General features: G+C 33.1%; 23 protein-coding genes and 1 tRNA gene. 10 read left to right on the forward strand and 14 right to left on the reverse strand.

Going from position 1 to position 24299, the window contains the following annotated elements:
- The first annotated feature begins 47 nt into the window (after positions 1–47).
- Positions 48–3461 carry a S8 family serine peptidase gene (locus CHHT_RS08175; RefSeq protein WP_074898781.1) on the forward strand — a complete coding sequence of 1138 codons (3414 nt, stop codon included), beginning with the start codon at positions 48–50 and terminating at the stop codon, positions 3459–3461.
- A 108-nt stretch (positions 3462–3569) separates the two neighbouring features.
- On the opposite strand, the gene CHHT_RS08180 is transcribed toward CHHT_RS08175, so the two are convergent.
- Entirely contained in the window at positions 3570–4580 is a 1011-nt protein-coding gene (locus CHHT_RS08180; RefSeq protein ID WP_034961826.1) for an AI-2E family transporter, read from the reverse strand.
- A 184-nt stretch (positions 4581–4764) separates the two neighbouring features.
- Here CHHT_RS08180 and CHHT_RS08185 point away from each other — a divergent pair, with 184 nt between their 5' ends.
- The gene (locus CHHT_RS08185; RefSeq protein ID WP_034961824.1) at positions 4765–5541 is read left to right on the forward strand and encodes a sulfite exporter TauE/SafE family protein; all 777 of its coding nucleotides are present in this window, start codon (positions 4765–4767) and stop codon (positions 5539–5541) included.
- 69 nt (positions 5542–5610) lie between these two features.
- Here the strand turns inward: CHHT_RS08185 and CHHT_RS08190 are convergent.
- Positions 5611–5685 (reverse strand) — tRNA-Glu (locus tag CHHT_RS08190).
- Between the two features lie 120 nt (positions 5686–5805).
- Between CHHT_RS08190 and CHHT_RS08195 the strand changes: the two genes are divergently transcribed.
- Genes CHHT_RS08195 through CHHT_RS08215 form a run of 5 tightly spaced genes read left to right on the forward strand, consistent with a single transcriptional unit; the run spans position 5806 to position 11645 of the window.
- Positions 5806–6279 carry a hypothetical protein gene (locus CHHT_RS08195; protein ID WP_167540853.1) on the forward strand — a complete coding sequence of 158 codons (474 nt, stop codon included), beginning with the start codon at positions 5806–5808 and terminating at the stop codon, positions 6277–6279.
- Positions 6276–7127 carry a deoxyribonuclease IV gene (nfo, locus tag CHHT_RS08200; protein WP_034961820.1) on the forward strand — a complete coding sequence of 284 codons (852 nt, stop codon included), beginning with the start codon at positions 6276–6278 and terminating at the stop codon, positions 7125–7127. The genes CHHT_RS08195 and nfo overlap by 4 nt, the downstream gene beginning before the upstream one ends.
- Positions 7124–8401, forward strand: coding sequence for an OmpP1/FadL family transporter (locus CHHT_RS08205; protein ID WP_034961818.1), 1278 nt, complete (start codon positions 7124–7126; stop codon positions 8399–8401). The genes nfo and CHHT_RS08205 overlap by 4 nt, the downstream gene beginning before the upstream one ends.
- 2 nt (positions 8402–8403) lie before the next feature.
- Positions 8404–9939, forward strand: a complete 1536-nt coding sequence (locus CHHT_RS08210) for a fatty acid--CoA ligase (RefSeq protein ID WP_034961816.1) — start codon at positions 8404–8406, stop codon at positions 9937–9939.
- Positions 9936–11645, forward strand: a complete 1710-nt coding sequence (locus tag CHHT_RS08215) for an ATP-binding protein (RefSeq protein ID WP_034961813.1) — start codon at positions 9936–9938, stop codon at positions 11643–11645. The genes CHHT_RS08210 and CHHT_RS08215 overlap by 4 nt, the downstream gene beginning before the upstream one ends.
- A gap of 86 nt (positions 11646–11731) precedes the next feature.
- On the opposite strand, the gene CHHT_RS08220 is transcribed toward CHHT_RS08215, so the two are convergent.
- The 12 genes from CHHT_RS08220 to CHHT_RS08275 all read right to left on the reverse strand — a co-directional run bounded on the left by CHHT_RS08220 (position 11732) and on the right by CHHT_RS08275 (position 22487).
- The gene (locus tag CHHT_RS08220) at positions 11732–11935 is read right to left on the reverse strand and encodes a hypothetical protein (RefSeq protein ID WP_034961810.1); all 204 of its coding nucleotides are present in this window, start codon (positions 11933–11935) and stop codon (positions 11732–11734) included.
- Positions 11936–12008: 73 nt separating this feature from the next.
- Entirely contained in the window at positions 12009–13313 is a 1305-nt protein-coding gene (locus CHHT_RS08225) for a coproporphyrinogen III oxidase family protein (protein WP_034961808.1), read from the reverse strand.
- Between the two features lie 80 nt (positions 13314–13393).
- Positions 13394–14065, reverse strand: a complete 672-nt coding sequence (locus tag CHHT_RS08230) for a thioredoxin domain-containing protein (RefSeq protein ID WP_034961806.1) — start codon at positions 14063–14065, stop codon at positions 13394–13396.
- Positions 14066–14074: 9 nt separating this feature from the next.
- Positions 14075–14572 (reverse strand): YajQ family cyclic di-GMP-binding protein, encoded by a 498-nt coding sequence (locus tag CHHT_RS08235; RefSeq protein ID WP_034961804.1) that lies wholly within the window; start codon positions 14570–14572, stop codon positions 14075–14077.
- A 3-nt stretch (positions 14573–14575) separates the two neighbouring features.
- Positions 14576–15508, reverse strand: coding sequence for a D-2-hydroxyacid dehydrogenase (locus tag CHHT_RS08240; RefSeq protein ID WP_034962167.1), 933 nt, complete (start codon positions 15506–15508; stop codon positions 14576–14578).
- Positions 15509–15608: 100 nt separating this feature from the next.
- Complete coding sequence (locus CHHT_RS08245; RefSeq protein WP_034961802.1) at positions 15609–16154, reverse strand: UbiX family flavin prenyltransferase; 546 nt, start codon at positions 16152–16154, stop codon at positions 15609–15611.
- A complete protein-coding gene (locus tag CHHT_RS08250; RefSeq protein WP_034961800.1) occupies positions 16154–17332 on the reverse strand; it encodes a glutathionylspermidine synthase family protein in 1179 nt (392 codons plus the stop codon). Before CHHT_RS08250 ends, CHHT_RS08245 begins: the two co-directional genes overlap by 1 nt.
- A gap of 37 nt (positions 17333–17369) precedes the next feature.
- Entirely contained in the window at positions 17370–17654 is a 285-nt protein-coding gene (locus CHHT_RS08255) for a hypothetical protein (protein WP_034961798.1), read from the reverse strand.
- Positions 17655–17667: 13 nt separating this feature from the next.
- Positions 17668–18297 (reverse strand): UPF0323 family lipoprotein, encoded by a 630-nt coding sequence (locus tag CHHT_RS08260; protein ID WP_034961796.1) that lies wholly within the window; start codon positions 18295–18297, stop codon positions 17668–17670.
- Entirely contained in the window at positions 18294–18881 is a 588-nt protein-coding gene (locus tag CHHT_RS08265) for a hypothetical protein (protein ID WP_034961794.1), read from the reverse strand. Before CHHT_RS08265 ends, CHHT_RS08260 begins: the two co-directional genes overlap by 4 nt.
- A 324-nt stretch (positions 18882–19205) precedes the next feature.
- On the reverse strand, positions 19206–20312 hold the full coding sequence (locus CHHT_RS08270; RefSeq protein ID WP_034961791.1) for a PepSY-associated TM helix domain-containing protein: 1107 nt from the start codon (positions 20310–20312) through the stop codon (positions 19206–19208).
- 75 nt (positions 20313–20387) lie between these two features.
- Positions 20388–22487: a TonB-dependent receptor domain-containing protein gene (locus CHHT_RS08275; protein ID WP_034961788.1), complete on the reverse strand. Its 2100-nt coding sequence runs from the start codon at positions 22485–22487 to the stop codon at positions 20388–20390.
- 209 nt (positions 22488–22696) lie between these two features.
- Between CHHT_RS08275 and exbB the strand changes: the two genes are divergently transcribed.
- Genes exbB through CHHT_RS08290 form a run of 3 tightly spaced genes read left to right on the forward strand, consistent with a single transcriptional unit; the run spans position 22697 to position 24244 of the window.
- Positions 22697–23134 (forward strand): TonB-system energizer ExbB, encoded by a 438-nt coding sequence (gene exbB, locus CHHT_RS08280; protein WP_034961786.1) that lies wholly within the window; start codon positions 22697–22699, stop codon positions 23132–23134.
- On the forward strand, positions 23118–23507 hold the full coding sequence (exbD, locus tag CHHT_RS08285; RefSeq protein ID WP_034961784.1) for a TonB system transport protein ExbD: 390 nt from the start codon (positions 23118–23120) through the stop codon (positions 23505–23507). The genes exbB and exbD overlap by 17 nt, the downstream gene beginning before the upstream one ends.
- A complete protein-coding gene (locus CHHT_RS08290; RefSeq protein WP_034961781.1) occupies positions 23504–24244 on the forward strand; it encodes an energy transducer TonB in 741 nt (246 codons plus the stop codon). The genes exbD and CHHT_RS08290 overlap by 4 nt, the downstream gene beginning before the upstream one ends.
- Positions 24245–24299: the final 55 nt, after the last annotated feature.

Raw genomic sequence — 24299 nt, forward strand, 5'->3', positions numbered from 1 at the left:
GGATTAAATAAAATAAACAATTATTAAATAAATTTTTGGTTATGATAATGTATAGAAAATTAATAATTTTATTTCTTTATATAAATTTAACGCAAGCTGCTCAAACTAATCAAGACGATCTAATTTTTATAGGCGCTGATGATGCTCACGCTCAAAACATTACTGGTAGTGGAATTAGGGTCGGTGTTGTAGATGGCGCACCAAATGCTAATCATCCTAGCCTAAATGGTCAAATTGCAGATCAAATTTACTCTACTTATAATTACAAAACCTATACTCCTGATTTTTTAGCAGATACTCATGGTAGTCACGTAACTAGTATAATCTTAGGTAAAAATTTAGGCTCTAATAATCCGCGTGGTGTAGCATATGATGCTAAAAGCTATAATGTCCAAATTACCGGATATAATGTTACAGGAAAGAGTTCATTTATAAATCCTGATATTTATGATTATTTTGTAAAAAATGACGTTAAAGTGATAAATAATAGCTGGAATTCTACAATTTATCCATTTATTGGAATGAACGGAATTTATTATTATCCATCATATTCTAGTAATAGTTCAAATGAATGGTTAAAAACTGTTTATTCTCAATCAACTATTTCTAAAAATTTAGCCGATTTATCTAAAGAAAATAGATCTTTAGTCGTATTTGCAAGCGGAAATGAGGGTATGAGTTCTCCAGGTATCTCTTCAGTGTTGCCTAGCTTTGATGAAGATTTGCGGTCGTGGTTAAACATAGGAGCTTTAGATATCTCACATATTACAAAAGATAGCAATAATAAACTAAAAATCTCATCTCTTGGAGTGCCTATTTTTAGTAATGGCTTTAAAGGTGCGACAAATTACTCTCTTATGGCGCCGGGCAATTTTGTAGTCGGCGCAAACGCATCTTATGGTGTGCGAGACGAGGTATTTGGAAAAGTAGATAAAAATTTATATATAGCTGTTAGTGGTACATCTCAAGCTGCGCCTTATGTCAGTGGAGCTGCTGCATTAATAATGCAAAAATTTAATTTTTTAAAACCTAATCAGGTAGCAGATGTACTTTTAAGTACCGCAAATAAAGACTATATTGCACCAAAAGTTGTTTTAAAACAGACAAAGGCTAGGGTATTAAATGATACAAAAACAGCTATGGTAGACAAAGTATTTTATACTTTATTTTATATTGATAATAAAATTCCTAAAAAAGCCGATGGAACGGTTGATATGACTCAAATTAGCAAAGATATACAAGAGGCATATAAAGAGGCATATAAAGATAGCAATGATTTATATTTGGCATATTATTTTTTAACACAAGATTCAAGAACGCAAGATAAATATCAAAGAATAGAAGATTATGAGTCTAGTTATCCTTGGTTGCAAGAGGTTAGTCGTGAGGAAATTTTTGGGCAAGGAATACTTGATATCACAAAAGCCTTAAAAGGAATAGGTACACTCGATGCAAATAGGCTTAGTGATAAAGACGTAATAGATAATTATAAAAATGAAAATAAAGCCGTATACTATATGCTTGATACCAAAGATAATGATGCTGAGTTTAGCAATGATATAAACCAACGCAAATGGGAAGCAGATACGCATAGAAATGATGCTTTAAATTTACCAAAAAATTTAGATGGGCTAAACATCGGTTTTATAAAAAATGGAAGTGGTACGCTTACGATGAGTGGAAAAAATAGCTATGAAGGTGCTACTATCGTCAGACAAGGAAGCTTAAAACTAACAGGAAATTTAGCTAGCAATACTTACGTAGAAAACGGAGCAAATTTAATAGGCAATGGAACAATAGCAAAAGATTTATATAATGATGGCACAGTCCGTCCGGGAAATGAAGATTTGAGTGATTTAGTAGTAAGCGGAAAATATATACAAACAGGCAATGCAAGGCTTATTTTAGACTTTGGTAATGATGATAACTCAAAGCTTATAGCTAATAGTTACGATATACAAGGCGGAATACTTCAATACAACCCATTAGAAAAATACTATACCACAGATAAAGAATATAAGATAGATTTAGGAGATTTGGCTAATTATATAAATGCTTTTACAAACATAGAAGTAAAAGAAAATAATGCAATTTCTTTTAAAATATCTCTTGATAATGCAGATAAACAAACTATAAATAAAGCCATTACAACGTCTCCTGTTAGCGATGATCAAACAGAAAAACAAGATAATACTGGAAATTATGATGGCAGTAGTAGTGAAGAAAATAGCAAAAAAGATGATTTAAATACTCAAACAAATCCTAGCAATCCTGATCAAATCAACAAAGATCATATTGTGGTTACTCCTATCGTTAAAAAAGATGTATATAATAGCACTTTATTAAATATAAGAAAAGGAGATCTTAACTCTGCTTATCAAGACTTCTTTGCTAAGATAGAAAATAGCGATCAAACAACTTTTAATCAAGCAATAAAATCGATAAATTCAAATTTAATCGCAGATGTTACTCCGTACGTTTTTTCTCAACAAGAGTCTTTTAACCAATCAAATATGATGTTAGCTATCAATCCAGTGATGTTTAATACTATAGATAATATTGCCCACTTTAAACAGTCCCCTACATACTTTGCTTATAACGGCATTACTTCATCTGATTTTATCTATGATATGGGACTAATCGAAGAAGCAAAATCGTTTATTTGGTATCTATCTCCTAAATATAAGAAAATTAAAGCTGATAATTATAAAGGTGATGCTTATGGGTTCGATCTAGCATTTGGAGGTAATCCAACCCCAAATTCTCAAGCCATATTCAATATAAATTTCGTTCAAACTAAGTTAAATTTTAATGATCATCTAGAAAATTTTGAGAGCAAATATATAAATTTAGGAGCTAATTATATTTATGATTTTGAAATTGCTAAGTTTTTAAGTGGAGCCAACTTTGGCTTTGGTGATAACAAAATCAATAGACAAATAATAGGAACTAACTCAAATTTATCAAGTGATTACGATACAAAAATAACCTCGCTTCAACTAGGCTTATCTAAAGATTTTGTAGTTAGTGATAACTTTACACTAACACCGCTAGTTTATACCAGTGGTTCATACATGTTTCAAGATAAATTTAGAGAATCAGGCTCTTTATTTGCCAAAGAATATGAAAAAATATCTCATTTTAGCACTAGCATAACTGGAGGACTATACAGCACTTACAAGCTAAAGCATAGCGAAAATATGACTGATATATCATTGTATAGTTTGTATGAGCGTAGACTTAGCGGTAAAAAGCTCAAAAACAGCTATAGTTTTGTAGATTTTCCATCACTTGCAAAAATAAGCAGCGATCAAAAACTAAATAAAGATGTTATTAGCGTAGGTATAAATTCAAAAACATCATTTAAAAATGGATATTTCATTAGTTTTGGTATACTATCAGAGTATATAGATGATGTTAATAATATTAATTTAATGGCTATGTTTGGAAAAAGATTTTAAAATCATTTTTGATATTTTAAAGAGCTATATTTTTTAGTCGGCAATCTCTAGAATCAATCATAAGCTAAAATATATAGCTTATGATAATGGTTGTAAATATTTTGCTCGTCAATCCGCTTTGTTGCTAAGCAGTATTGCTAGGAATTTGGTTTTTGGATTTTCATTTAAGGCTATTTTGATACTCATAGTAAGAGGAACGGCCAAAAACATTCCGCCGATCCCAAGCACAAATCCCCAAAAAAGTAGGCTAAGTATTACAACAAGTGTTGAAATTCCAAGTCCAGAACCTAGAAATTTAGGCTCTATAAAGTTGCCTATAGCGATATTTACGACTAGATAAACCAGGCTTAGCCACAGCGTATCGCCAAAATCATTTACTAAAAGTGACATCAAAATAGCAGGAACTGCAGCTATGATAGAGCCTATAGTCGGTATATAATTTAGTATAAAAGCCACAACGCCCCAAAGCGGTGCGTAAGGAATATTGAAATAAACCAAAAAACCCCATAAAATAAGACCAGTAGCGATAGAAGATATGGTTTTTATAGCTAGATATCTTTTTAAATTTGATATAAAATTATTTACTATATCATGTGTTTGACTATGTTTTTTAGAGAAATACTCTACTTTGTCTTTAAAAACCTGAGTTTCAACAAGCATAAAGATCACTAGTAAGAACACCAAAAATGACTTTGTAACTATCTCACTAGTTTGCCTTAAAATAGTGCTTGTAGTAGAAAAGATCTTGTTTGTATCTATGCTATCTATCACAAAACTGTTTATCTTGATGATCTCGTAAGAATTTAGCCAAGCTATAGTCTTATCGATGAAGTTTGAGAGTTTTACTTGATATTCAGGAAGCGCGGCGCTAAAACCGTTTAACGCAGTGGCGATAACATTTCCTAAAAACCATAACACAAGAGCAAAAGCCGAGATAATCACCACAAAAGCCAGAGTTCGCCTTATTTTTAGTCTAGCCATAAAATCAAGCATAGGAGACACGATAATAGCGATAAAAACCGCCAACAAAAAAGGCACGACGATGGATGATGCTGCGCTAAGCCCTGCTACAATGATGACAAAACTAGCTATAGAAATCAAAATAAGCTGATATTTCAAATTTGATCCTTGCGAAATTCTAAAAATGCTATCTATATTCGACTTAAATTTTACATAAGTCAAAACCTAAAATTATAAATTTAAAAATAATTTTAGTATTATAAAATATTTTCATAAAATCTAAGCAAACAATTTGTATTTATGCTGTAAAATCAGCTTTTTAAATTTAAAAAAGTGAAAAATAATGGAATTTTCTTATATACTTATTGGTATCGTAACTGGTATCATTTCTGGACTTTTTGGGATCGGTGGAGGTACGATAATAGTACCATTTATGCTTAGCATAGGATTTAGCTCTCATCACGCCATAGCGATCTCTGTTTTTCAAATGATGTTTTCGTCAGTATTTGGCTCATTTATAAATTATAAAAAGAAAAATTTAAATATAAATGATGGCATATTAGTCGGTTTAGGAGGATTAGTAGGTGCTAGTTTTAGTGGTTTAATTTTGACTTCGGTTTCAGATATCACTTTGACAGCTGCATTTTTGTGTTTAAGCATAGTTTCACTCTTAAAATATGCATTAAACGTAAAAAACGTAGTTAATCATACTCAAAGAAACGAGTTACAAAAACGTCTCATTTTGGTAGGAACAGGAGCGATAACTGGTGTTTTTGCCATATCTTTAGGTATCGGCGGAGGATTGCTTATGGCGCCTATTTTGGGATATATGCTAGGGTTTGATAGTAAAAAAGTTGTACCGATATCTCTATTTTTTGTGATATTTTCTTCTCTTTCTGGTACGATTTCTTTCATAAGCTCTGGTGTTATAAATAAAGATATAGTAAATGCGGGTATTACCGTTGGTATATCATCTATGATAGGAGTCGTTATAGGTATAAAGATCATAGAAAAAATGCAAGTAAAAGCCCATAGAAAAATACTTATTGGAGTATATATACTATCGATAATACTTACGTTTATAGGACTATTAAGAAAACTAGAAATCATAAGTTTTTAGTTTTGAATTAAAGTAAAATATATAAAGCGTTTTTTAGGATATTAAATCTGAAATAAAAAGAATAAATCTTGGTGACCCCTACGAGACTTGAACTCGTGTTACCGCCGTGAAAGGGCGATGTCCTAACCGCTAGACGAAGGGGCCACTTACGGTTTGTTTTTTGGAAATGTGATTATACTTCTTATTCACTTAATAAATACTTAAAAATACATAAAATTTAACATTTTACTGTATAATTTTGCAAAAATTTAAAAAGGCTGAATGTTGTTTAAATTTAAATTACTACTTTTCATCTGTATTATAGGATTTTTTACGGGCTGCGCTACGCCTGAAGCAGATCATTCAAAAAGCATATCTTTACTCATAAAATCAAAGATTTTAAAAGTAAATGACGCTGGATTTATACACTTTTACAAAAATTACACAAACGTACAAATTTATAATAGCGGAAAAAGCGTTTTAAATTTAAACATCAAAGATAAAATTTGCATAAATAACGCCTGTGAAAATAAAACCGAATTTAATAAAAAGTTCTTTTTAAATGCTCATTACGAAGATTTGCTAGAGGATATTTTAGAAGCTAGAGCGATATATGATGGCAAAAACTTAGTAAAAACAAACTGTGGCTTTGAACAAAATCTAAGAAATATTTCAGTAGAATACAAAATTTGTGGCGGCGAAGTCCGCTTCACAGACCAAAAAAACGGTATAAAAATAGTAATGAAAGAGCTTAATTGAAGAAAATCGGAGCACATGTAAGTGCTAGCGGCGGAGTGCAAAATGCTCCGTTAAACGCCGCAAAAATTGGTGCTGATGCGTTTGCGTTATTTGTAAAAAACCAAAGGCAATGGAGTGCAAAACCACTAGCAAATGAAGATATAGAAGTATTTAAACTAAATTTAAAAATATCAAATATCAATACCAAACACATACTTCCGCACAATAGTTATCTTATAAACCTAGGTCATCCAGAGACTCAGCAAAGACAAAAAAGCATAGATGCATTTTTAGATGAGATAGAACGCTCACAAGCTCTAGGACTTGAGATGATAAACTTTCACCCAGGCTCTCATCTAAATTTGATAAGTGAAATACAGTGTTTGCAAAACATAGCAAATTCCATAAACTATATCTTAGAACATTCGCAAAATATCACTTTAGTCATAGAAAATACAGCTGGTCAAGGCTCAAATATGGGATATAAATTCGAACATCTCGCCTACCTCATCAAAAACACGGCCGATAAAAATAGAATAGGCGTTTGCATAGACACCTGTCATCTTTTTACCGCGGGATACGACATCAGAGACAAACAAAGCTACGCAAAAACTATGGGCGAGTTTGAAAACTTGATAGGTTTTGAGTATCTAAAAGGAATGCATATAAATGATAGCAAATGCGATCTCCACTCAAAAAAAGATCGTCATGAAAGCCTAGGAAAAGGATATCTTGGGTGGAGCAGTTTTGAAAATATTATGAACGACGATAGGATAGATGAGATACCACTTATCTTAGAAACTATAGACGATAGCATATGGAAAGATGAGATAGAGCATTTAAGAAATTTGATAAAAGGATGTAAATGATTTATAAAAAAATAGCTGTTCTAGTAGGCGCGGTTTACTCACTGCAAGCAGCAGGCTACAAGATACCAGAGCAAAGTAGCGACGCCGTAGCTTTAGGAGCATCAAACATCGCTTCTAGCTTCGGTCCTGACGCGGCTTATTACAACCCAGCAAATATGATGTATGTTGAGGACGTTAGACATTATTTTGAAAACTCATTTACGTATATCCATTTAGCAAAGCACTCATTTAAGCCTGATGTTTCAAATGCTAACAACTACAATACAACTTCTGGGAACTCGGACTTTTTAGTTCCTACGTTTCATTTCGTATCTCCAGAATACATCCCAAACTGGCGTTTTGGACTTAGTTTTGCAGTACCTGCTGGACTATCCATAAGCTGGGATGATAAATACCCCGCATCAACCGCAAAGCTTTTTTCGCTCAAAGTTTTTGAACTAAATCCTAGCGTAGCCTATAGAGTTACTGATGAGATTAGCGTAGGCGGTGGATTTAGAGTCGTTTATGCGACTGGTAAAGTAGAAACAAATCCCAATGGTAGCATAGGAGGTGGAGCCATAAACTTAGACGCTCATAGAGAGCTTGATGGCGATGATATAAATTTCGGTTGGAACGCCGCCATAACTTATAAACCTACTGACGAGCTTAGTCTAGCAGCTACTTACCGCTCAAAAGTAGATCTAAATTTAGAAGGCAACGCAAAGATAACTTCAAAATCAAATCTTCCTATACCGGCGTTTAATGGCTCGTACGATGGACACGTAGATGTCAGCATACCGCTTCCTGCTACTTTGATCTTAGCACTTTCATATAAGATTAAAGATGTGACTTTACTTACTGCTTATGAGAGAACCTACTGGTCAAAACTAGAAAGATTTGATTTCAATTACGGTGGAACTACTATCCCAGCTTCAGCCGTATTTGATCATCCCGTGGAAAAAAACTGGAAAGACTCAAACACCTACAGATTTGGCGTAGCGTGGGATGTAAATACCAAATTTAGACTAATGGGCGGTTTTGCTTATGATGAAAGTCCAAGCGATCCAAGCTTAATAGGATTTGAGCTTCCAGATACTTCTGCTTATGTGTATTCGTTTGGATTTAATTATAAATTTAACGAAGATATCGAGCTTGCGTTTGGTTACTTATATCAAGATAGAAAAGATAGACATATAAACAAAAGCGATCCAGTAAATTCGTTTAACAATGTCGTTGGTGAGATGAAAAATGGCAACTCTCAACTAGTAAATTTAGGTATAAAATATAGGTTTTGATTATGGAATATAAATTTAATAACTACTATGAAATGCTTGATAGCTCGGCTTCTTTACATCCTAAAAATATAGCGATTTTCTCAGAAAAGGCAAAACTATCTTATAAAGAATTAAAATTAAAAGTAGATCAAACCATAACTTTTTTACGAGATAATCAAATAGCTAAAAACGACAAAGTAGCTATGATAGTGACAAACTGCGAAGAATTTGTCATATCGTTTTTTGCCATCACAGCCATCGGAGCGATCCCCGTTCCTATAAACACTTTTTTAAAAAAAGATGAATTTAGATATATACTAAACGATTGTCAAGCTAAAATGCTGATAGTCTCAAACTCTCATTTAAAAGAGATAGACGGCTTAGAAGCGTCATCTCTAAAAGTAGTTGTGATCGGTGAGTTTGAAAACAGTGCTTATCAAAGCTTCAAAGACGCTTTTTATAGAGCCATAGATAAAGACTTTGTTTCACCAGCTAAGCTTGAAGACACTGCTAGTATCATCTATACTTCAGGAACTACTGGTCATCCAAAAGGCGCAGTTATCAGCTATAAAAACGTATTTTCAAACATACTTGGCATAAATGAGATATTTAGCATAACTCACAAAGATAGATTTATCGTTTATCTTCCTATGTTTCATAGCTTTACGCTTACTGTTATGGTCATAATGCCTATATACAGCGCGAGTAGTGAAGTTATCGTTAAATCTGTATTTCCGTTTTCAAATGTTTTAAAACAGACTTTGCTCAAAAGAGTAACCGTATTTTTAGGAGTTCCTGCTATTTACAGCGCTATCGCAAAAGCCAAAATTCCGTGGTATTTTAAATGGTTTAACGCCATAAGATATTTTGTATGTGGCTCAGCTCCGCTTGCTAAACAAACCATAGACGATTTTGAGCGAATTTTTCCGCGTGCCAAACTTCTTGAAGGATATGGGCTTAGCGAGTGCTCACCACTAGTAAGCGTAAATCGTCCCGAAAATAAAAAAGTCTCAAGCGTAGGGCTTCCGCTTCCAAAATTTGACGTAAAAATAGTAGATGATGAAATGATAGAAATGAAAACAGGGGAAGTCGGAGAGATCATCGTAAAAGGTGATAACGTCATGCAAGGATATCTAAACAATCCTACGGCTACTGATGAAGTGATCATAAATGGCTGGCTAAGGACAGGAGATCTTGGAAAAGTAGATAGCGATGGATTTTTATATATAGTAGATCGCTTAAAAGATCTCATCATTTCTAAAGGACAAAACATATATCCTAGGGAGATCGAAGAGCTCATCTACAAAATAGAAGAAGTCGAAGCGTGTGCGGTGATCGGCATAAAAGACGAAAACGAAGATGAAGACGTGGTTGCGTTCATACAACTAAAAGAAGATATGGTCTTAAGCGAAGCTAAAGTCAAGGCATTTTTAAAAAATCATCTTGCAAATTTCAAGATACCAAAACATGTTTATTTTGCAGATGAATTACCAAAAAATGCAGCCGGCAAAGTTTTAAAAAGAGTTCTTAAAGAAAATATCAAAGGCAAAATAAATTGAAATATCTAAAAGATTTTTTAGAAAATAATACGAATTCGGAAATTTTCACGATCTTAGAATGCGATAAATACGAGATCAAGATCTTGCAGTACATGACAAATCACTACATAAATGGAGTTAGCTCAGCTACTGTATTTGACGTGCTTAATGCTATTTTTAAAGAAGAAAATTTAAAATATTTAGAATACATATCTCAGATAAAAAATCTAATCGATATGGGCTATTTGGTACATAATTTTTCATTTTTAAAAGAAAACGCCAAACAAAAATCATCTAAGCTAAGTATGCTTTATAACGAAATAGAGTTAAGCGAACAGTTTTTAAGACTACTTGAAGATGGAAAAACTATAAATTTAATGCCTGCTAATGAGCCATATAATGATCACTTAGAATACCTAAAAGATGAGTTTTTACGAGTAGAGCTTTATCAAAAAAGATTAAATAATCACAGCCAAAACGCCAAATCAAAACTAGATAAAAAAATAAAAAATTTAGAGAGTATCATCGAAGATCGCCTAAAGATCAGCAAAATTCATCTAGCCTGTGAGCAAATTTTTAAAGAAAATAGTCTCAATGAAAAAGAGCAGATAATATTTCTAGCGCTTTTAAAAGAGGAGTATAGTGGTGAGTTTGAAACGCTAAGAGATCTAAATACGCTAGTAAGCTTAGTCAGCAAAGACGATATGGAGCGGATGAAAAACAGAAGCTTGCTTGAAGAAGGCTCAAATTTACTTGAAAACGCGCTTATCGACTATGACGAAGTTTTAAATGCTTTTGGAAGCGTAAGCAGAAGTTTTTTTATAAATGAAGATATATTACAACTGATCATGCATCCTCAAAACTCTAAAAAAAGAAGAAAACTTAAGCTAGAAACGATGGTAAGTAAGAGCGATATATTTGAACTTATAGAGCCAAGCAGCGACTTAAACGACGTAGTTTTAAACGATCAAACCAAAGAGCTTTTAGACAATATCCTAAAACAAACGGATAAAAAAGTAATAAATAGGCTAAATAGTTGGGGTATAAAGAGTCAAAAAAGCGTATCGGTTAAAGTCATATTTTACGGAAGTCCTGGAACTGGCAAAACAATGAGCGCCTTAAGTCTTGCAAAAAGTCTCAAAAAACAAATTCTTAGCTTTGACTGCTCAAAAATACTAAGCAAATACGTAGGCGAAAGTGAGCAAAACGTCCGCAAGATCTTTGATACATATAAAGAAATCTGTGCAAAAACAAAAACAGAACCAGTCTTGCTGCTAAATGAAGCCGATCAATTTTTATCAACGCGCACGGACTCTAGTAGTGGAAGCGATAAAATGCATAACCAAATGCAAAATATTTTTTTAGAACAGATAGAAAAATTTGAAGGTGTTCTTATCGCGACTACGAATTTTATGCAAAGTTTGGATCACGCATTTTCGAGAAGATTTGATTATAAGATAGAATTTAAAAAACCAGATCTAGCAGCAAGGCTAAAAATTTGGCAAAAGATCATCCCGCAAAATGCTAGTTTTGAAGAAGATTTTAGTTTAGAAGAGTTGGCTAAATTTGAACTAAGCGGAGCCCAAATAGTTCTTGTACTAAAAAATACTGCTCTTAAAGTAGCTTGCGATGATGAGGGAATATTTACTATGGAAGCTTTTGAAAAAGAGATAAAAAGAGAGATCAACTCGGCTTTTGGGGAAGACAAAAAAGTCGGGCTTTTATAAAAATTAAGCAACCTTAGCATCATTTACTTATCTTATTTATATGACAAGTTCTTTATGTATGACTTAAAAAGGCGGCGTAAATTTGCCTATAGATAGGATATTCTATGCTTTATTCTATTCATAACGCCGAGTTCGTTGCAGCTTATCACATCTCCACCATCACAAGCAAGTTTAAAGTGCTTAGCTGCTTTTTTATAGTCGTTATTTTCAAAGGCTGCAAAACCATCTTCATAATCACCGCCAAACGCCATAACTATCCCAAGCAGACAGATCAAAGCAACTTTTTTCAAATTTAAACCTTTGTGATTATTTATATTTTATACTTTATTTTGTTAAATTAATATCTCAAATAAAACAGACCGATCAGCTAGCCATAACTCTTAATTTTTTAGATTTTTTTAGTTTCGCTTCATCTCTAAAAACAGCCCTAACGGTGTCCATACCGATATAAAACTCTTTCATCAAAATAACAAAGATATAGCGTCCAAACTCGGTTAATTCTATAAAATTTCCGTTTATTTTGATAGCATTTGTAAGCTTCAAAAGTAGAATTTCTTTAAATAATGCAGTTTTTAAATTCGCACCGCAAGCCGCATTAAATTTATTCACATCTATCTTTCCGTCAAAAAGTTCGGTTAAAAATAGATATTTTAGTCTTTCTTTATATTTAAATTTACATTTGGCTATCGTAGCACTTGCTTTTGCGTTGATACGCTCACTATAGTCATCAAGGTTGAAAGCATTTATAACTAGCTCGCCATCTAAAAAGCTAAAAGCTCCACTTCCAACACCGACATATTCGTGGTTGCTACTTACATATTCATCTTTTAGACTTAGGCTATTTTTTGAAAAAGACCAAGCGTTATTAGGACAATACTCTTTAAACTCGGCGCATATCAGCTCGTAAAATTCACGTTCAAAGTCGTTATTGCTTACACCAAGACTGGCGGCTATCTTATCTTTTGTTAAATTTGATTTCATCAAAGGATAAAATGTGATCTGCTCAGGATCCAAGCTTTTTGCAATAGTAATATCGTTTAAAAGAAGCTCCTTGGTTTGAAAAGGGAAATTAAAAATAAGATCCAAACTAGTAACTGGAAGTATACCTATGGCTGCGCTTAGTTTTTCTTGTAGCTCTTTTGATGAACCGAATTTATCATATCTTGCAACCTTTTTTAAGATATCATCGTTAAAACTCTGAACACCGATACTAAGCCTATTAATGAGTCCTTTAAAACGAGTGAGATTTTCAGCTGCTATGTGATTTGGATCTGTTTCTGCAGAGATATCTTTTATATTAAAAAGATTTTTAGCGTGCTCAAGTGTTTTTATAAGCTCGTCTTCGTTTATCAAAGTAGTTCCGCCACCAACATACATAGAGCCAAAGTCATATCCTGCGTCTTTCATCGCAGTCATTTCAAGCCTTAAGCTTGCAAAGTATTTTTTAGCCGCTTCCTCATCATAAGCGTATTTATGAAATGAACAATACGGACAAAAAGTATGGCAAAAGGGGATATGCGCGTATAGCATATATTTTTTATCAGGATTTGGAATTTTTTGAAAATCGTTAGTTAAAATGTCGATATTAAGCTCATTATATAATGATTTTTGCATGGAAAGAGCAGCGTATTTTACGCTTGAGTTTTGAATAAAACTTAAAAAACTCATCTCATTAATCCTTTATCTATTATTAAATATAAATTTTAATAATATCATATTAGAATTAACAAGATGAAAATTGAGAAAATTTAGTCTAGTTTTACCAACGCTTTTATGATTTCGACTAATTCTTCTTGACTATTTACTTTTTCTAAATTTACTAGATATTTTCCTTTTACTATAAAAGCAGGAGTTCCGCTGATCTTAGCGATATCTAGCCCCTCATCAAATCTTTTTACAAAGTTCTTACCTTTTTCACTGCTAGCATAGTCTAGTATATCTTGTACACTCACGTCTTTTTTGGTAGCTTCTTTTATAGCGTTTACACCCACTTCATAAAATGCTTTTGGAGTACCCCATCTTTGTCTATGTTTAAAATATCCCTCGAAATACGCTTTCATAACTTGATGATAAGCCGACTTTTCATTTAGCGAGTTGTTTATAAAGTTTTTCTCATCGATCATTTTTGCATACGCTAAAACCTCAGCCATATGATAACCAAATTCTCCCATCTGTTTTACTTGCCACTCTTCGTATTTGAACTCTGGCAAAAACTCTGATACGAACTTTAACGTACCAACTTTAAAGTGGTTATAACAGTGAATGCAAGCGTAGCTAAAAAGCTCTATGATTTTATCATCAGCACCTTGTATAATCTCATTGCCCTTTAATTTTGTATATTCTACACCCTCTGTGATCGCACTTAAAGTAGTACTAAGAGTAAGTAAGCTTGCGACTACTAATTTTTTAAATTTAAACATTTTAATCCTTTATTTTAAGTTTTTAAAGCTGAGTGGTAAATTTAACCCAAGCTCTTTTACAAGTTTTATAGTTGCTTGAAGATCATCTATGCTCTTACTTACAACTCTTATCTCTTCGCCTCTGATACTAGCATTGACTTTAATCTTTGAATCTTTTATCGCCTTTGTTATAGTCTTTGCGTTCTCTTTATCTATCGTATCATTGAGCTTTAAAGTGCATTTCGTATTTGCTCCGCTTGCGCTTTCTCTTTTTTCTTCACTGATCGCTACAGGCGGAATATCACGCTTTATGAGTTTGCTTAAAACTATATCTTTTAAAGCATCAATCTTGTTGTCACTTGAACTAAGTAAAGTTATGGTCTTGTCTTTTTCATTTAACTCTATCTCGGCTTTTAGTCCTTTAAAGTCGAATCTAGAACCAACCTCTTTTTTAGCGATTTCCAAAGCATTTTTGACCTCCATAAGATCAACGCTTGCACTTATATCAAAACTATGTTCGTCAGCCATAAATTATCCTTTTATAAAATCTTTGATATTTTTTACTATTAAATTTAACAGTCTTTTCCTAGCCTCTACGCTCGCCCAAGCGATATGAGGAGTTATAAGGAGTCTATGTTTGTTTTTTACATTTAGAAATGGATGGTTTTTTTTCATAGGCTCGGTTTCTAAAACATCACTCGCAAAGCAAATTTCACGCTCATCGACGAGTTTCGCGATCACTTTTTCATCCACTATCCCACCTCTACCGTAGTTCATAAGGATAGCACCGTCTTTTAAGTGTGATAAAGCTTTCTCATCAAAAAGACCTTTTGTATTTTCATTTAGTGGGGAATGTATGCTTATGATATCTGATTTTAAAGCTTCATCAAAGCTTACTTGTTTGAATTCATTATTTCGATTTGCACCACTAGTTGAATAATAACTCACAACACATCCAAAGCTTTTTGCTATATTTGCTACTTTTTTACCGATCTCGCCAAGCCCAATTACACAAAAGCTTTTGCCTTCTAGCTCAAAGATAGGCTTATCTAAATGCACGAAAATAGGACTAGAAGACCAACCGTCTTCACGCTTACAATACTCGTCGTAATAAGCAACTTGATTACGCAGTGCTAAAAGAGAGGCAAATGCCTGCTGGGCTACACTTGAAGTAGAATACCCAGCTACGTTTTTTACCGGGATATTTGCAACTTTTGCCGCCTCTAAGTCTATATTATTTACCCCAGTAGCACTTACACAAATCAACTTTAAATTTGTTTTTAAGATGACTTCTTTGGTTATCAAAACTTTATTTGTTATGACTATATCAGCGTCTTTTAATCTCTGGATTGTTTGAGAAGGCTCTGTTTTTGGATAGCTTATAAATTCCGCAAATTCACTAAAATACGCATTTAGATCTATATCATTTCCAAGAGTGTCACTATCTAAACAAACTATTTTTATAGAAATGCCACCTTGGGTCGCTTCGCTCATTTTCATAAATATCCTTCATTTTTAGGATTGATTATATCAAATTTAATTAACCAAAAGTTATTTTACGATCTTAATTCCAACGCCTAAATATATCGTGTTCTATGCAAAGCAGATCTAACCACTTACCGATTATAAAGTTTTCCATTTCATCAAGGTTCTTTGGACATGAATAATACGCTAAAACAGGCGGCGCGATGATGACTCCTAAGGCTGATAATTCGCTCATTTGACGAAGAGATATAGCCGAAAATGGCATTTCGCGCACAGCCAAAATAAGGGTTTTATGCTCTTTTAACATAACAGCGGCGGCTCTTGCTATGAGATTGTCCGCCAAAGAGCAAGAAATTTTAGCTAGAGTGTTGATGCTACAAGGCACAACTATCATCTTATCAAACCTAGATGAACCGCTAGCCGCGCTTGAATAAATTTCACCATTTTGATGCGTGATAACATTTGGATTTAGATCATCTGTATCAAAACCTTCTTTTTTCATAGAAATTTTTGCATTTTCACTGATGATGAGATGAACTTCGTGACCTAAATTTGATACCATATTTGCTAGATTTAAACCCAGATGTGTACCGCTAGCTCCTGTTATACCTACTAGTATTTTCACTATTTTATCACGTGTCCGACGAATTTTGAGTAATTATCAAGTACTACGCCGCCTTTTCTAAAACCAAGCGCACAACCCTCGTAAGCAAAAAACACGCCTGCTTGATAATTATCACCATTGGCGTCTTTGTTAAACTCTACAAATTCTTGATATAAAAATTTACCGTTTTCATACTCTCCGCCGTTTTCATACTCTACATTTGCATTTTCATCAAGCACCGAAACATTTGCTCCTTCTCTTGCTAAAAACGGTTTTTTGACCTGTTTTTTATGAGCAAGAGGCTCAAAACTACTCTCCAACAAAAGAGGATGATTTGGATATAGATCCCATAGGATTTTCATAATTCCTTTACTTTGAAATAAAAGAGTATAAGCCGGATTTAAAATGATCGCTTTTTGATTATTTATAATATTTTTTAAGATAAGAGCCAACTCTCCTTCTTCAACGGCAATATTTTCCCACGGGATCAGCTTGAACCAATATTCGTAATTCTCGCCGTTAAAAGAGATACCGTCCTCGTCACTAAAGCTAACTTCATCAACGTAAGCAAACTCAGTCTCAAATCCAGCTTCATTTGCAGCGCTTTGCAAAAGTCTAGTTGTATTTTCATCTTCGCTGTTTCCAGCAATACTTGAAAACAGTATCTTCCAGCCCTCGTAATGCTCATCAAAGCCACTAGTATCTTCTTCTAGCGTCACTAAACGCTTAAAGTTTTCACTCAAAGCTTCGAAAAGATCATTAAACTGTTTGCCCTCATCCATATTATTAAATTTAAGCATAGCCCACTGTACTATGGCCGTCTCAAACACGCTTGTAGGCGTATCGGCGTTAAACTCGATAAGTTTTATAGGCTTACCATCAAGTCCGCCTGCAAGATCAAATCTGCCATAAAGATGCCAATGTACGTCATTTTCCCAGCTACTTTTTATGATATCTATAAGATTAAAAGGGATGCCTAATTCATGGAAAAGATTATTTTCTATGACGTACTCAGCAGCTGCTACAAACATATCATAAAGCTCATTTGCTGCTTTATAGTAAGCCTCGCACTCAGCCTCGCTCACTACTACTAGTTCATCTGCGATATAGGGCGTTTGATCAGGATCTGTATGCCAACTAAAACCTATGCTTTCTAAATAATCATTGCTAAGCGGTTCTATCTTTTTTAAATTCAATATAATTCCTTAATCTAAATTTTATAAAGTGCGGTTTGGCTTAAACTTCTTTGCTTATTTTTATAGCTTTTTGCAGAAGTTTATCTTTAGCTTCATCGTCCAAATTTCCATATATCAGCTGATTCATAATTTGCATAAAATCAAATACTTTGAACATATCTCCATCTTTTTTGATCTCGTCTTCCAAACTATTTATCAAATCTTGTAATTCTTTAAATTTAGCGTCGCTTTCAGTTAAGAATTTCTTAAAATCATCACTTTTATTTGCTAAACTTTTACTTGTATAGCTCTCAAGAAGAGCACTCATCTGATTTGAAATTTGCATCTTGCCTCCCTTTTTAGCCTCCGACTGATGTTCCTGATGACGCAGCTTTACTTCCACCGCCAAAAAATCCACTTTTTGATGAAGCGGCTTTTGAACTTGAAGTAGAAGCTTTATTAAAACTATTTACGCTTTTGTTATACGCAGATGGATTTTTATATGCGGTCTGTCTTTGATTTTGATATCCAGGAGAGTTAAAGAGCTTGCTTCCTATCCAACTACCGATAATAGCACCAGCAGCACTAGCCAAGATAGTCTCGCCTAAGCTCATTCCACCGCTGCTCACACTGGCGTTTTGGTTTGTTAGATTGCTAGTTCCGGCGTCTATTTTTGCATTTTCTTCTTGCATAAGCTTATCTAGTTCCGCCGCACTTAAAAGTCGCTCTTGCATCTGTCCATTTTCACCAGGCTCACGTAAGAAAACACGAGTTTCATTGCTCGGGAACTCATCTGCTATCTTATAACTTCCGTCGCTATTTTTTTCTACGAAAACGGTTGCGCCTTGCTTATTTGCAGCTTCATTTATGGCTCCGCTACCATCACTAGAACTATTGCTTTCATTGCCACAAGCCGCCAAACCAAAAACTAAAATCGCACTCAAACCACTAATCTTGCCTATATCTTTTAAAGTTTTTATATGTTTCAAATTTTCTCCTTTAATCTATCATAATCCAAATTTGATCTTATATAGATAATTCCGTTTTCAAATTTAACGAATTTCTTTTTACCTATGCATTTTAACAGATAAATTTGAAGTTTTTTTAACTTTTTTTCTTTTATTTTTAAATTTGATAAAAATTCACTCAAACTGAGCCATTTTTTACTTCCTATCTCTTCAAACTCAGCTTCTATCATTTGCGTATCATCAAGAGCCTTAAAAGAACGTCCAGCCATACTTAAAACAGCTCTTAGTCTCTCGTCACTACTTTGATATGCGACTCTTAGCTCTTCTATTTTTGTTATGATGATCTGTTCTTTTTCTTTGACTAGTTTATCTTTTTGCTCGAGTAATCTCTCATTTTGAAGTTTCAAAGACGCTATTTGAGATAACAAATAATTTGTAAAATTATCTGTTTTTTTAGGTTTTATAGGCTCATCATCATCTAAAATCACGTATTTAATACCGTCTTTTTCCTCACTTTTAAGTGATTTTCTTCTTATGCGGTTGTAAATAGCTTCTTTCGTGATACCCAAAATTTGAGCTGCTTCATTTATGAGAACTCTTTTCATCTATAACCTTAGATAGTAGTTTAATTATTATAAAAAAATTTTACTAAAAATCTCGTTAAACTTTATATATAGCGTTTGATAGGCAATTTAAATTTATGTGAATTTATCTAATTTTTAGTTTAAATTATCTTTTAGCGTATTAATATGATGGTTATAAATTTTAGAAAAAGTAAAAAAGTTATAAATCAAAACTAAAAAATATTTATAGAAAATATAATATCTATTATCATAATTTTTAAATAATTTATAATAAATATTATCAAAATATATCTAAAATTTAAACTATTAATTTTAGATATATTACAATTGATATTTAAATTATATTTAATCTTTATGACGAAATTTAGGTTTTAGTCTAAAGTATGTCATAAAAATGCCACTCATTGCTATCAAAGCACCAAAAAACGATACTACGCAAAATATAAACTCACCGATATTGCCAAAAAATCTACCTGAATGAAGTGCTAAAATAGTCATACTAGCTTTCTTACGCTCACTAATTTTCATGGCGGAATTTACTTCTTTGAATCTGCCATCAGTTGTTATTTGAGCTAATTTTTTTATGCCTCCATCCTCATACGCAAACGTATAAATGCCCTCTTTGGTTTGGGTTATACTTAAGCTTTTGTTATAGTCTCTAAAATGCTCTTTAAATTTACTCAAAACTATGGTAAAATCATCTTTTACAAAACTATTTTCTATGATATTTACCTCTTTTTTATGAGCCATTCTTGTTTCACTATTAGGAACACCAAAAGCTCTATTTACCAAGTTATTTATCCATTCATAAGACCAGTAAAGCCCAGTTAAACAAATGAAAAGAAAAATAAGCCCAAAAATCACTCCAAAAACAGCGTGAAATTTATAAAAAATCATCTGCTTTTTAGCATGAAAGTTTATACTAAAAGCCTTTATTACGCTGTATTTAAGATGAGGAAAATATATATAAAAGCCACTTATTACCAAGATCATAAAGCCTATAGTAGTAAGTGCAACTATGTTTTTACCGAGCTTTTGTAAATCAAATTCGCTAAAAAGAAGCCACCTATGAAGCTGCCTAACAAAGCGGTTAAATTTAGTACCGTAGTCCTGCCCTAAAATTTCACCCTCATCCGATACAAAAAGTGTTAAATTCTCTTTTTCTTTTAGTGCTTGTATAGTGTAAAATTTCTGGTTTTTCTCATCAAATTTTACCGAGATTATCTCTAAATTTGGGTTTTTATCTCTAAAATTTGATAACAAATTCTCAAAATCAGGATTTAGAATTTCACTCTTCGTATCTTTTAGTATGATTTTATTTATTAAATTTGCAATTTGCTTATCATAAGAGATGAGAGAACCGCTAAGAGCAACCAAAATCAGTGGGATACAAATCATAAATCCTAAAACCAAATGTAGATTAAAAATATATTTTTTCTTTTTAAAAAACAAAAGTTTCTCCTTTAAATAAAACTATAATTAGATAAAGTTAGCGTTTTTTTCTCGCTAACTTCAAATTTACAAGGATTAAAAATTATGTTTATAACTCAGCCAAAAAGCCCTGCCTTCAGTATAATCTTGATATTCATTAGCATATCCTGTTGGATTTCCGGATTTTGTATATCCTGTAACTACTGGCTTAAAATAGTCTTGATCAAATAAATTTGTTATAACAAAACTCAAAGATGATTTTTGATCTATTTTATAGCTAACTCCAAGATCGGTTGTATAAAAATCTTTATATGTATGAAATGGTAAAGGTCTGTTTCCACCACCTTTTGATTTTGAAACAGTATCTAGTCTGGCTTTTTGTCTTATGTATGATTTCCATTTGCCTATTTCATAGTTTAGTTTTAGCATAGCCGTATGTTTGGCTAAGTTTTCTACTCTATCATTTCCATAAACATTTGTAGCACCATCTTTATAACGCTTATCAAGATACGTATAGGTTCCATCTAAGCTAAAGCCTTCGTATGAATACGTGTTGAAATAAAACTCTATACCTTTTGCTCTAGTTTTACCGTGATTGACAACATAGCTACAACCATCGGCGTAAGAACAAATTTTACCATTTGGAAGCATAATGCCATTATTATAGCTATCTGTAGTTATCTCATCTTTAAAATCTGTCATAAAAAACGTTAAGCCATATTTTAGGTATTTAGGTATAACAAATTCAGCACCGATTTCATAGTTAGTGCTTGTTTCTGGACTAAGGTCTGGATTACCATATGTTGCTGTAGTATTGCTATAGCTATAAATTCCATTTGTTAATTGTTTTGCGGCTGGAGTTTTATATCCTTTTGCAACACCACCTTTTAGCGTAACTAACTCATAAGGGCGATAAACTAAGTACGCTCTTGGAGTTACTTCAGAGTCAAATAGATCGCTATAAATATATCTAAGACCAGTTGTAAATATCAAATCTTCAGTAATGAAATATTCACCCTCGCCATATAATGCTAACGTAGTTTGGTCTAAATCTTTTCCCTTAATCGCTTCATTTGCGCTACCAGCACTATTGTTAAATACCTCATAGTCGGCTCTTGCACCAAATGATCCAATGATAGATCCAAAACTACTAAGATCAAAAGGAATAACTGCTTTTGACTCAGCTACGTAAATATCACTAGAGATATCGCTTCTGTCGTAAGTACGACCATACTGAAAATAAGTATTTGTAGAGCCGAATTTATAATCTCCATCGTGATTTAAAACCATATTGTCTTTGACGATAGTTCTTTCGCTTTTGATAGCTCGACCGCTCGTTGATTCTACAGAGATATCATTTATATAGCGTTCTAAATCAAGATAAATATTATTTTGCTCATTTATCGTCCAGTTTAATCTACCACCAAAACCAGTTGTCGTAAATGCGCCGGGACTATGACTTGCAATCTGATAGTTTTGGGCTTTTTGAGTATCTGGGCGACCACCTTTTCCAGCTGTCCAAGGCGACTGTGGCCAAAGCAAATTTGACTCTTCTTTAGAGTAGTATTTACCTCTAAGACTAAGCGATAGAACATCATCGATAAGCGGAGTTGCCACATATCCATTAAATCCACCTGCATTTCCATATAATTTTTCGTGCTGTTGAAGCTGTGTACTAAGCTCTATGCTAGCCTCTGGTCGGTTTGGATTTTTCTTTGTGATGATATTTATAATACCACCAACAGCGTCTGAGCCATAAAGCGTAGAAGCCGGACCTCTGATAACTTCAACTTTTTCTATCATGGACGCCGGTGGAATATATCCAGACTCGCTTCCACCAAAACCGTTGTCGTAAAACCCATTTGCAACACTTTGACGCTTTCCATCTATTAGAACAAGCGTATATGCGCTACCAAATCCACGTATGCTATAGTCGTAAGTTCCTGTTTTATTCATAGTAACATCGACTCCTGGCACATCTGCTATCATCTCTCCTATATCTTTAAAAGGCTTGTTTTCAAGCTCTTCTTTTGTGACTACAGATATACTTGCTGGGGCGTCTGTCACGGACTGTTCAAATCCACTTGCACTTACGACTGACTTATCTAACGTGTAGCTATCATCTGAGTTTGCAAATAAACAAGATGAAAGCAAAACTAAACTTACGCTTTTTGCGATAAAACCGCTATTAAGCATTTTTCTCCTTTTATAATTTTTTGTTGATTTTGGAATATTATTATAAATTTATTGAATTTTTTATAAATTTTGATAATAATTTTTAAAATTATATATAATAGTATTAATTCAATAATTAATATCAATAAAAATCTATAAGTTTATATATTGATATTAATTTTAAATTTATTTTTATTTGAATATAATTATCAAAAAAATTAGGACTAAAAATGCAATTCTTAAAAGAGTACATAGACATTATCATATTTATCATACTTGGATTTATGGCTTTTATAGCCTTATGGTGCGTTATAGAAAGAATCTTATTTTTAAGAAAAATAAATTTCGACGACTATAAAAATCAAAATGAATTTGAAGATAGCATAAGTGAAAATTTGACTACTTTATATATCATATACTCAAATGCTCCTTACGTCGGGCTTTTAGGAACAGTCATAGGCATAATGATAACGTTTTACGATATGGGAATGGTAGGAAATATAGACGTAAAATCAGTAGTTTCAGGACTCTCTTTAGCCTTAAAAGCAACTGCTCTTGGTCTTTTTGTAGCCATACCTAGTCTAATGGCGTACAACGCTCTGCTTAGAAAGATAAATTTACTCTCAAGCAGATATGCTTCAAGGATAAATAGTGGTAAAATTGCCTAAAAACGAAGGGTTAAATATCATTCCATTTATCGATATAATGCTAGTTTTGCTCGCTATAGTACTTAGCGTATCTACTTTCATCGCGCAAGGAGAGATAAAGATAAACCTTCCAAAATCGCAGTCTGCCGCAAGTCTTAGCGATGAGATTAAAAAACTTCTCATAGCAATAGACGAAAATAATAAATTCTATTTAGACGATAAAGAAACAAGCATAGATGATATAAAATCTAAATTTGAAAATCTAAGCCTTGATACTTTTGTAGAGCTAAAAAGTGATAAAAACGCTAAATTTGAGAGTTTTATACAGATAATAGATCTATTAAAACTCAAAAATCACGATAAATTTCAAATAATCACAGAAAAAGAGCAATGAGATACATCCGTCCGTATTTTAACCACAAGCTTCAAGCATTTTATATCACTTCATTGCTATTTATGCCAATGATTTTTGCATTTATACAGTTTGCGACTACTGTTAAATTTGAACAGCAAAAAAGCGATGAAATTTTACTAAGTATAAAACAAATCACGTTAAATAAAGCGTCATCGCCTTCAAAACTCGCAGTAAAGCCGCCTGAGCCCATACCAGAGCAAGTAAAACCTATACAAAAGATAGAAGAATTTAAAAAACCAAAAAAGATAAAAGTAGCTAAACCGCATCATATAAAAAATAAGGTAAAAAAACCGATCGTTGAAAAACCCATACAAAAACCCACCATAAATGAGCAAAACCAAGCCATTAGCGCTATTAGCACTGCTCAAACTAATACGCAAGAGCCTACAACCAAAACAGTCGAGGCTACAGAACAAATGCAAACATTATCTTATGGAAATAGCGACGATCCATTTTTAAAAGAGTTAAAAGCCGCGATAGATAGAGCTGGGATTTATCCTAGGATCGCTCGTAAAATGCGACTTGAGGGCGAAATTTGGCTTGAGTTTATCTGGACAAAAAATTCAAAGCTCGAAGATCTTAAGATAACCAAAAAATCAAGTCACGATATACTTGATAAAAGCGCGTTAGAAACCATAATCAAAGCTTCAAGAAACTTCCCAAAACATTATAAAACCATTAAAATTCAAGTACCGATCATATATAAGATCAAATAAAAAACTATTTTTGATAGATTGAACTTATACAACAACACAATCAAATTTACGCACC

Source organism: Campylobacter hyointestinalis subsp. hyointestinalis, assembly GCF_013372145.1.
In the GTDB taxonomy this organism is placed as follows: Bacteria; Campylobacterota; Campylobacteria; order Campylobacterales; family Campylobacteraceae; genus Campylobacter; species Campylobacter hyointestinalis.

Coding starts and splice junctions, on each gene's coding strand:
- CHHT_RS08175 (WP_074898781.1), top strand. CDS start 48: ATGTATAGAAAATTAATAATTTTATTTCTTTATATAAATTTAACGCAA.
- CHHT_RS08185 (WP_034961824.1), top strand. CDS start 4,765: ATGGAATTTTCTTATATACTTATTGGTATCGTAACTGGTATCATTTCT.
- CHHT_RS08205 (WP_034961818.1), top strand. CDS start 7,124: ATGATTTATAAAAAAATAGCTGTTCTAGTAGGCGCGGTTTACTCACTG.
- CHHT_RS08210 (WP_034961816.1), top strand. CDS start 8,404: ATGGAATATAAATTTAATAACTACTATGAAATGCTTGATAGCTCGGCT.
- CHHT_RS08225 (WP_034961808.1), bottom strand. CDS start 13,313: ATGAGTTTTTTAAGTTTTATTCAAAACTCAAGCGTAAAATACGCTGCT.
- CHHT_RS08230 (WP_034961806.1), bottom strand. CDS start 14,065: ATGTTTAAATTTAAAAAATTAGTAGTCGCAAGCTTACTTACTCTTAGT.
- CHHT_RS08235 (WP_034961804.1), bottom strand. CDS start 14,572: ATGGCTGACGAACATAGTTTTGATATAAGTGCAAGCGTTGATCTTATG.
- CHHT_RS08255 (WP_034961798.1), bottom strand. CDS start 17,654: ATGCAAATTTCAAATCAGATGAGTGCTCTTCTTGAGAGCTATACAAGT.
- CHHT_RS08265 (WP_034961794.1), bottom strand. CDS start 18,881: ATGAAAAGAGTTCTCATAAATGAAGCAGCTCAAATTTTGGGTATCACG.
- CHHT_RS08275 (WP_034961788.1), bottom strand. CDS start 22,487: ATGCTTAATAGCGGTTTTATCGCAAAAAGCGTAAGTTTAGTTTTGCTT.
- exbB (WP_034961786.1), top strand. CDS start 22,697: ATGCAATTCTTAAAAGAGTACATAGACATTATCATATTTATCATACTT.
- CHHT_RS08290 (WP_034961781.1), top strand. CDS start 23,504: ATGAGATACATCCGTCCGTATTTTAACCACAAGCTTCAAGCATTTTAT.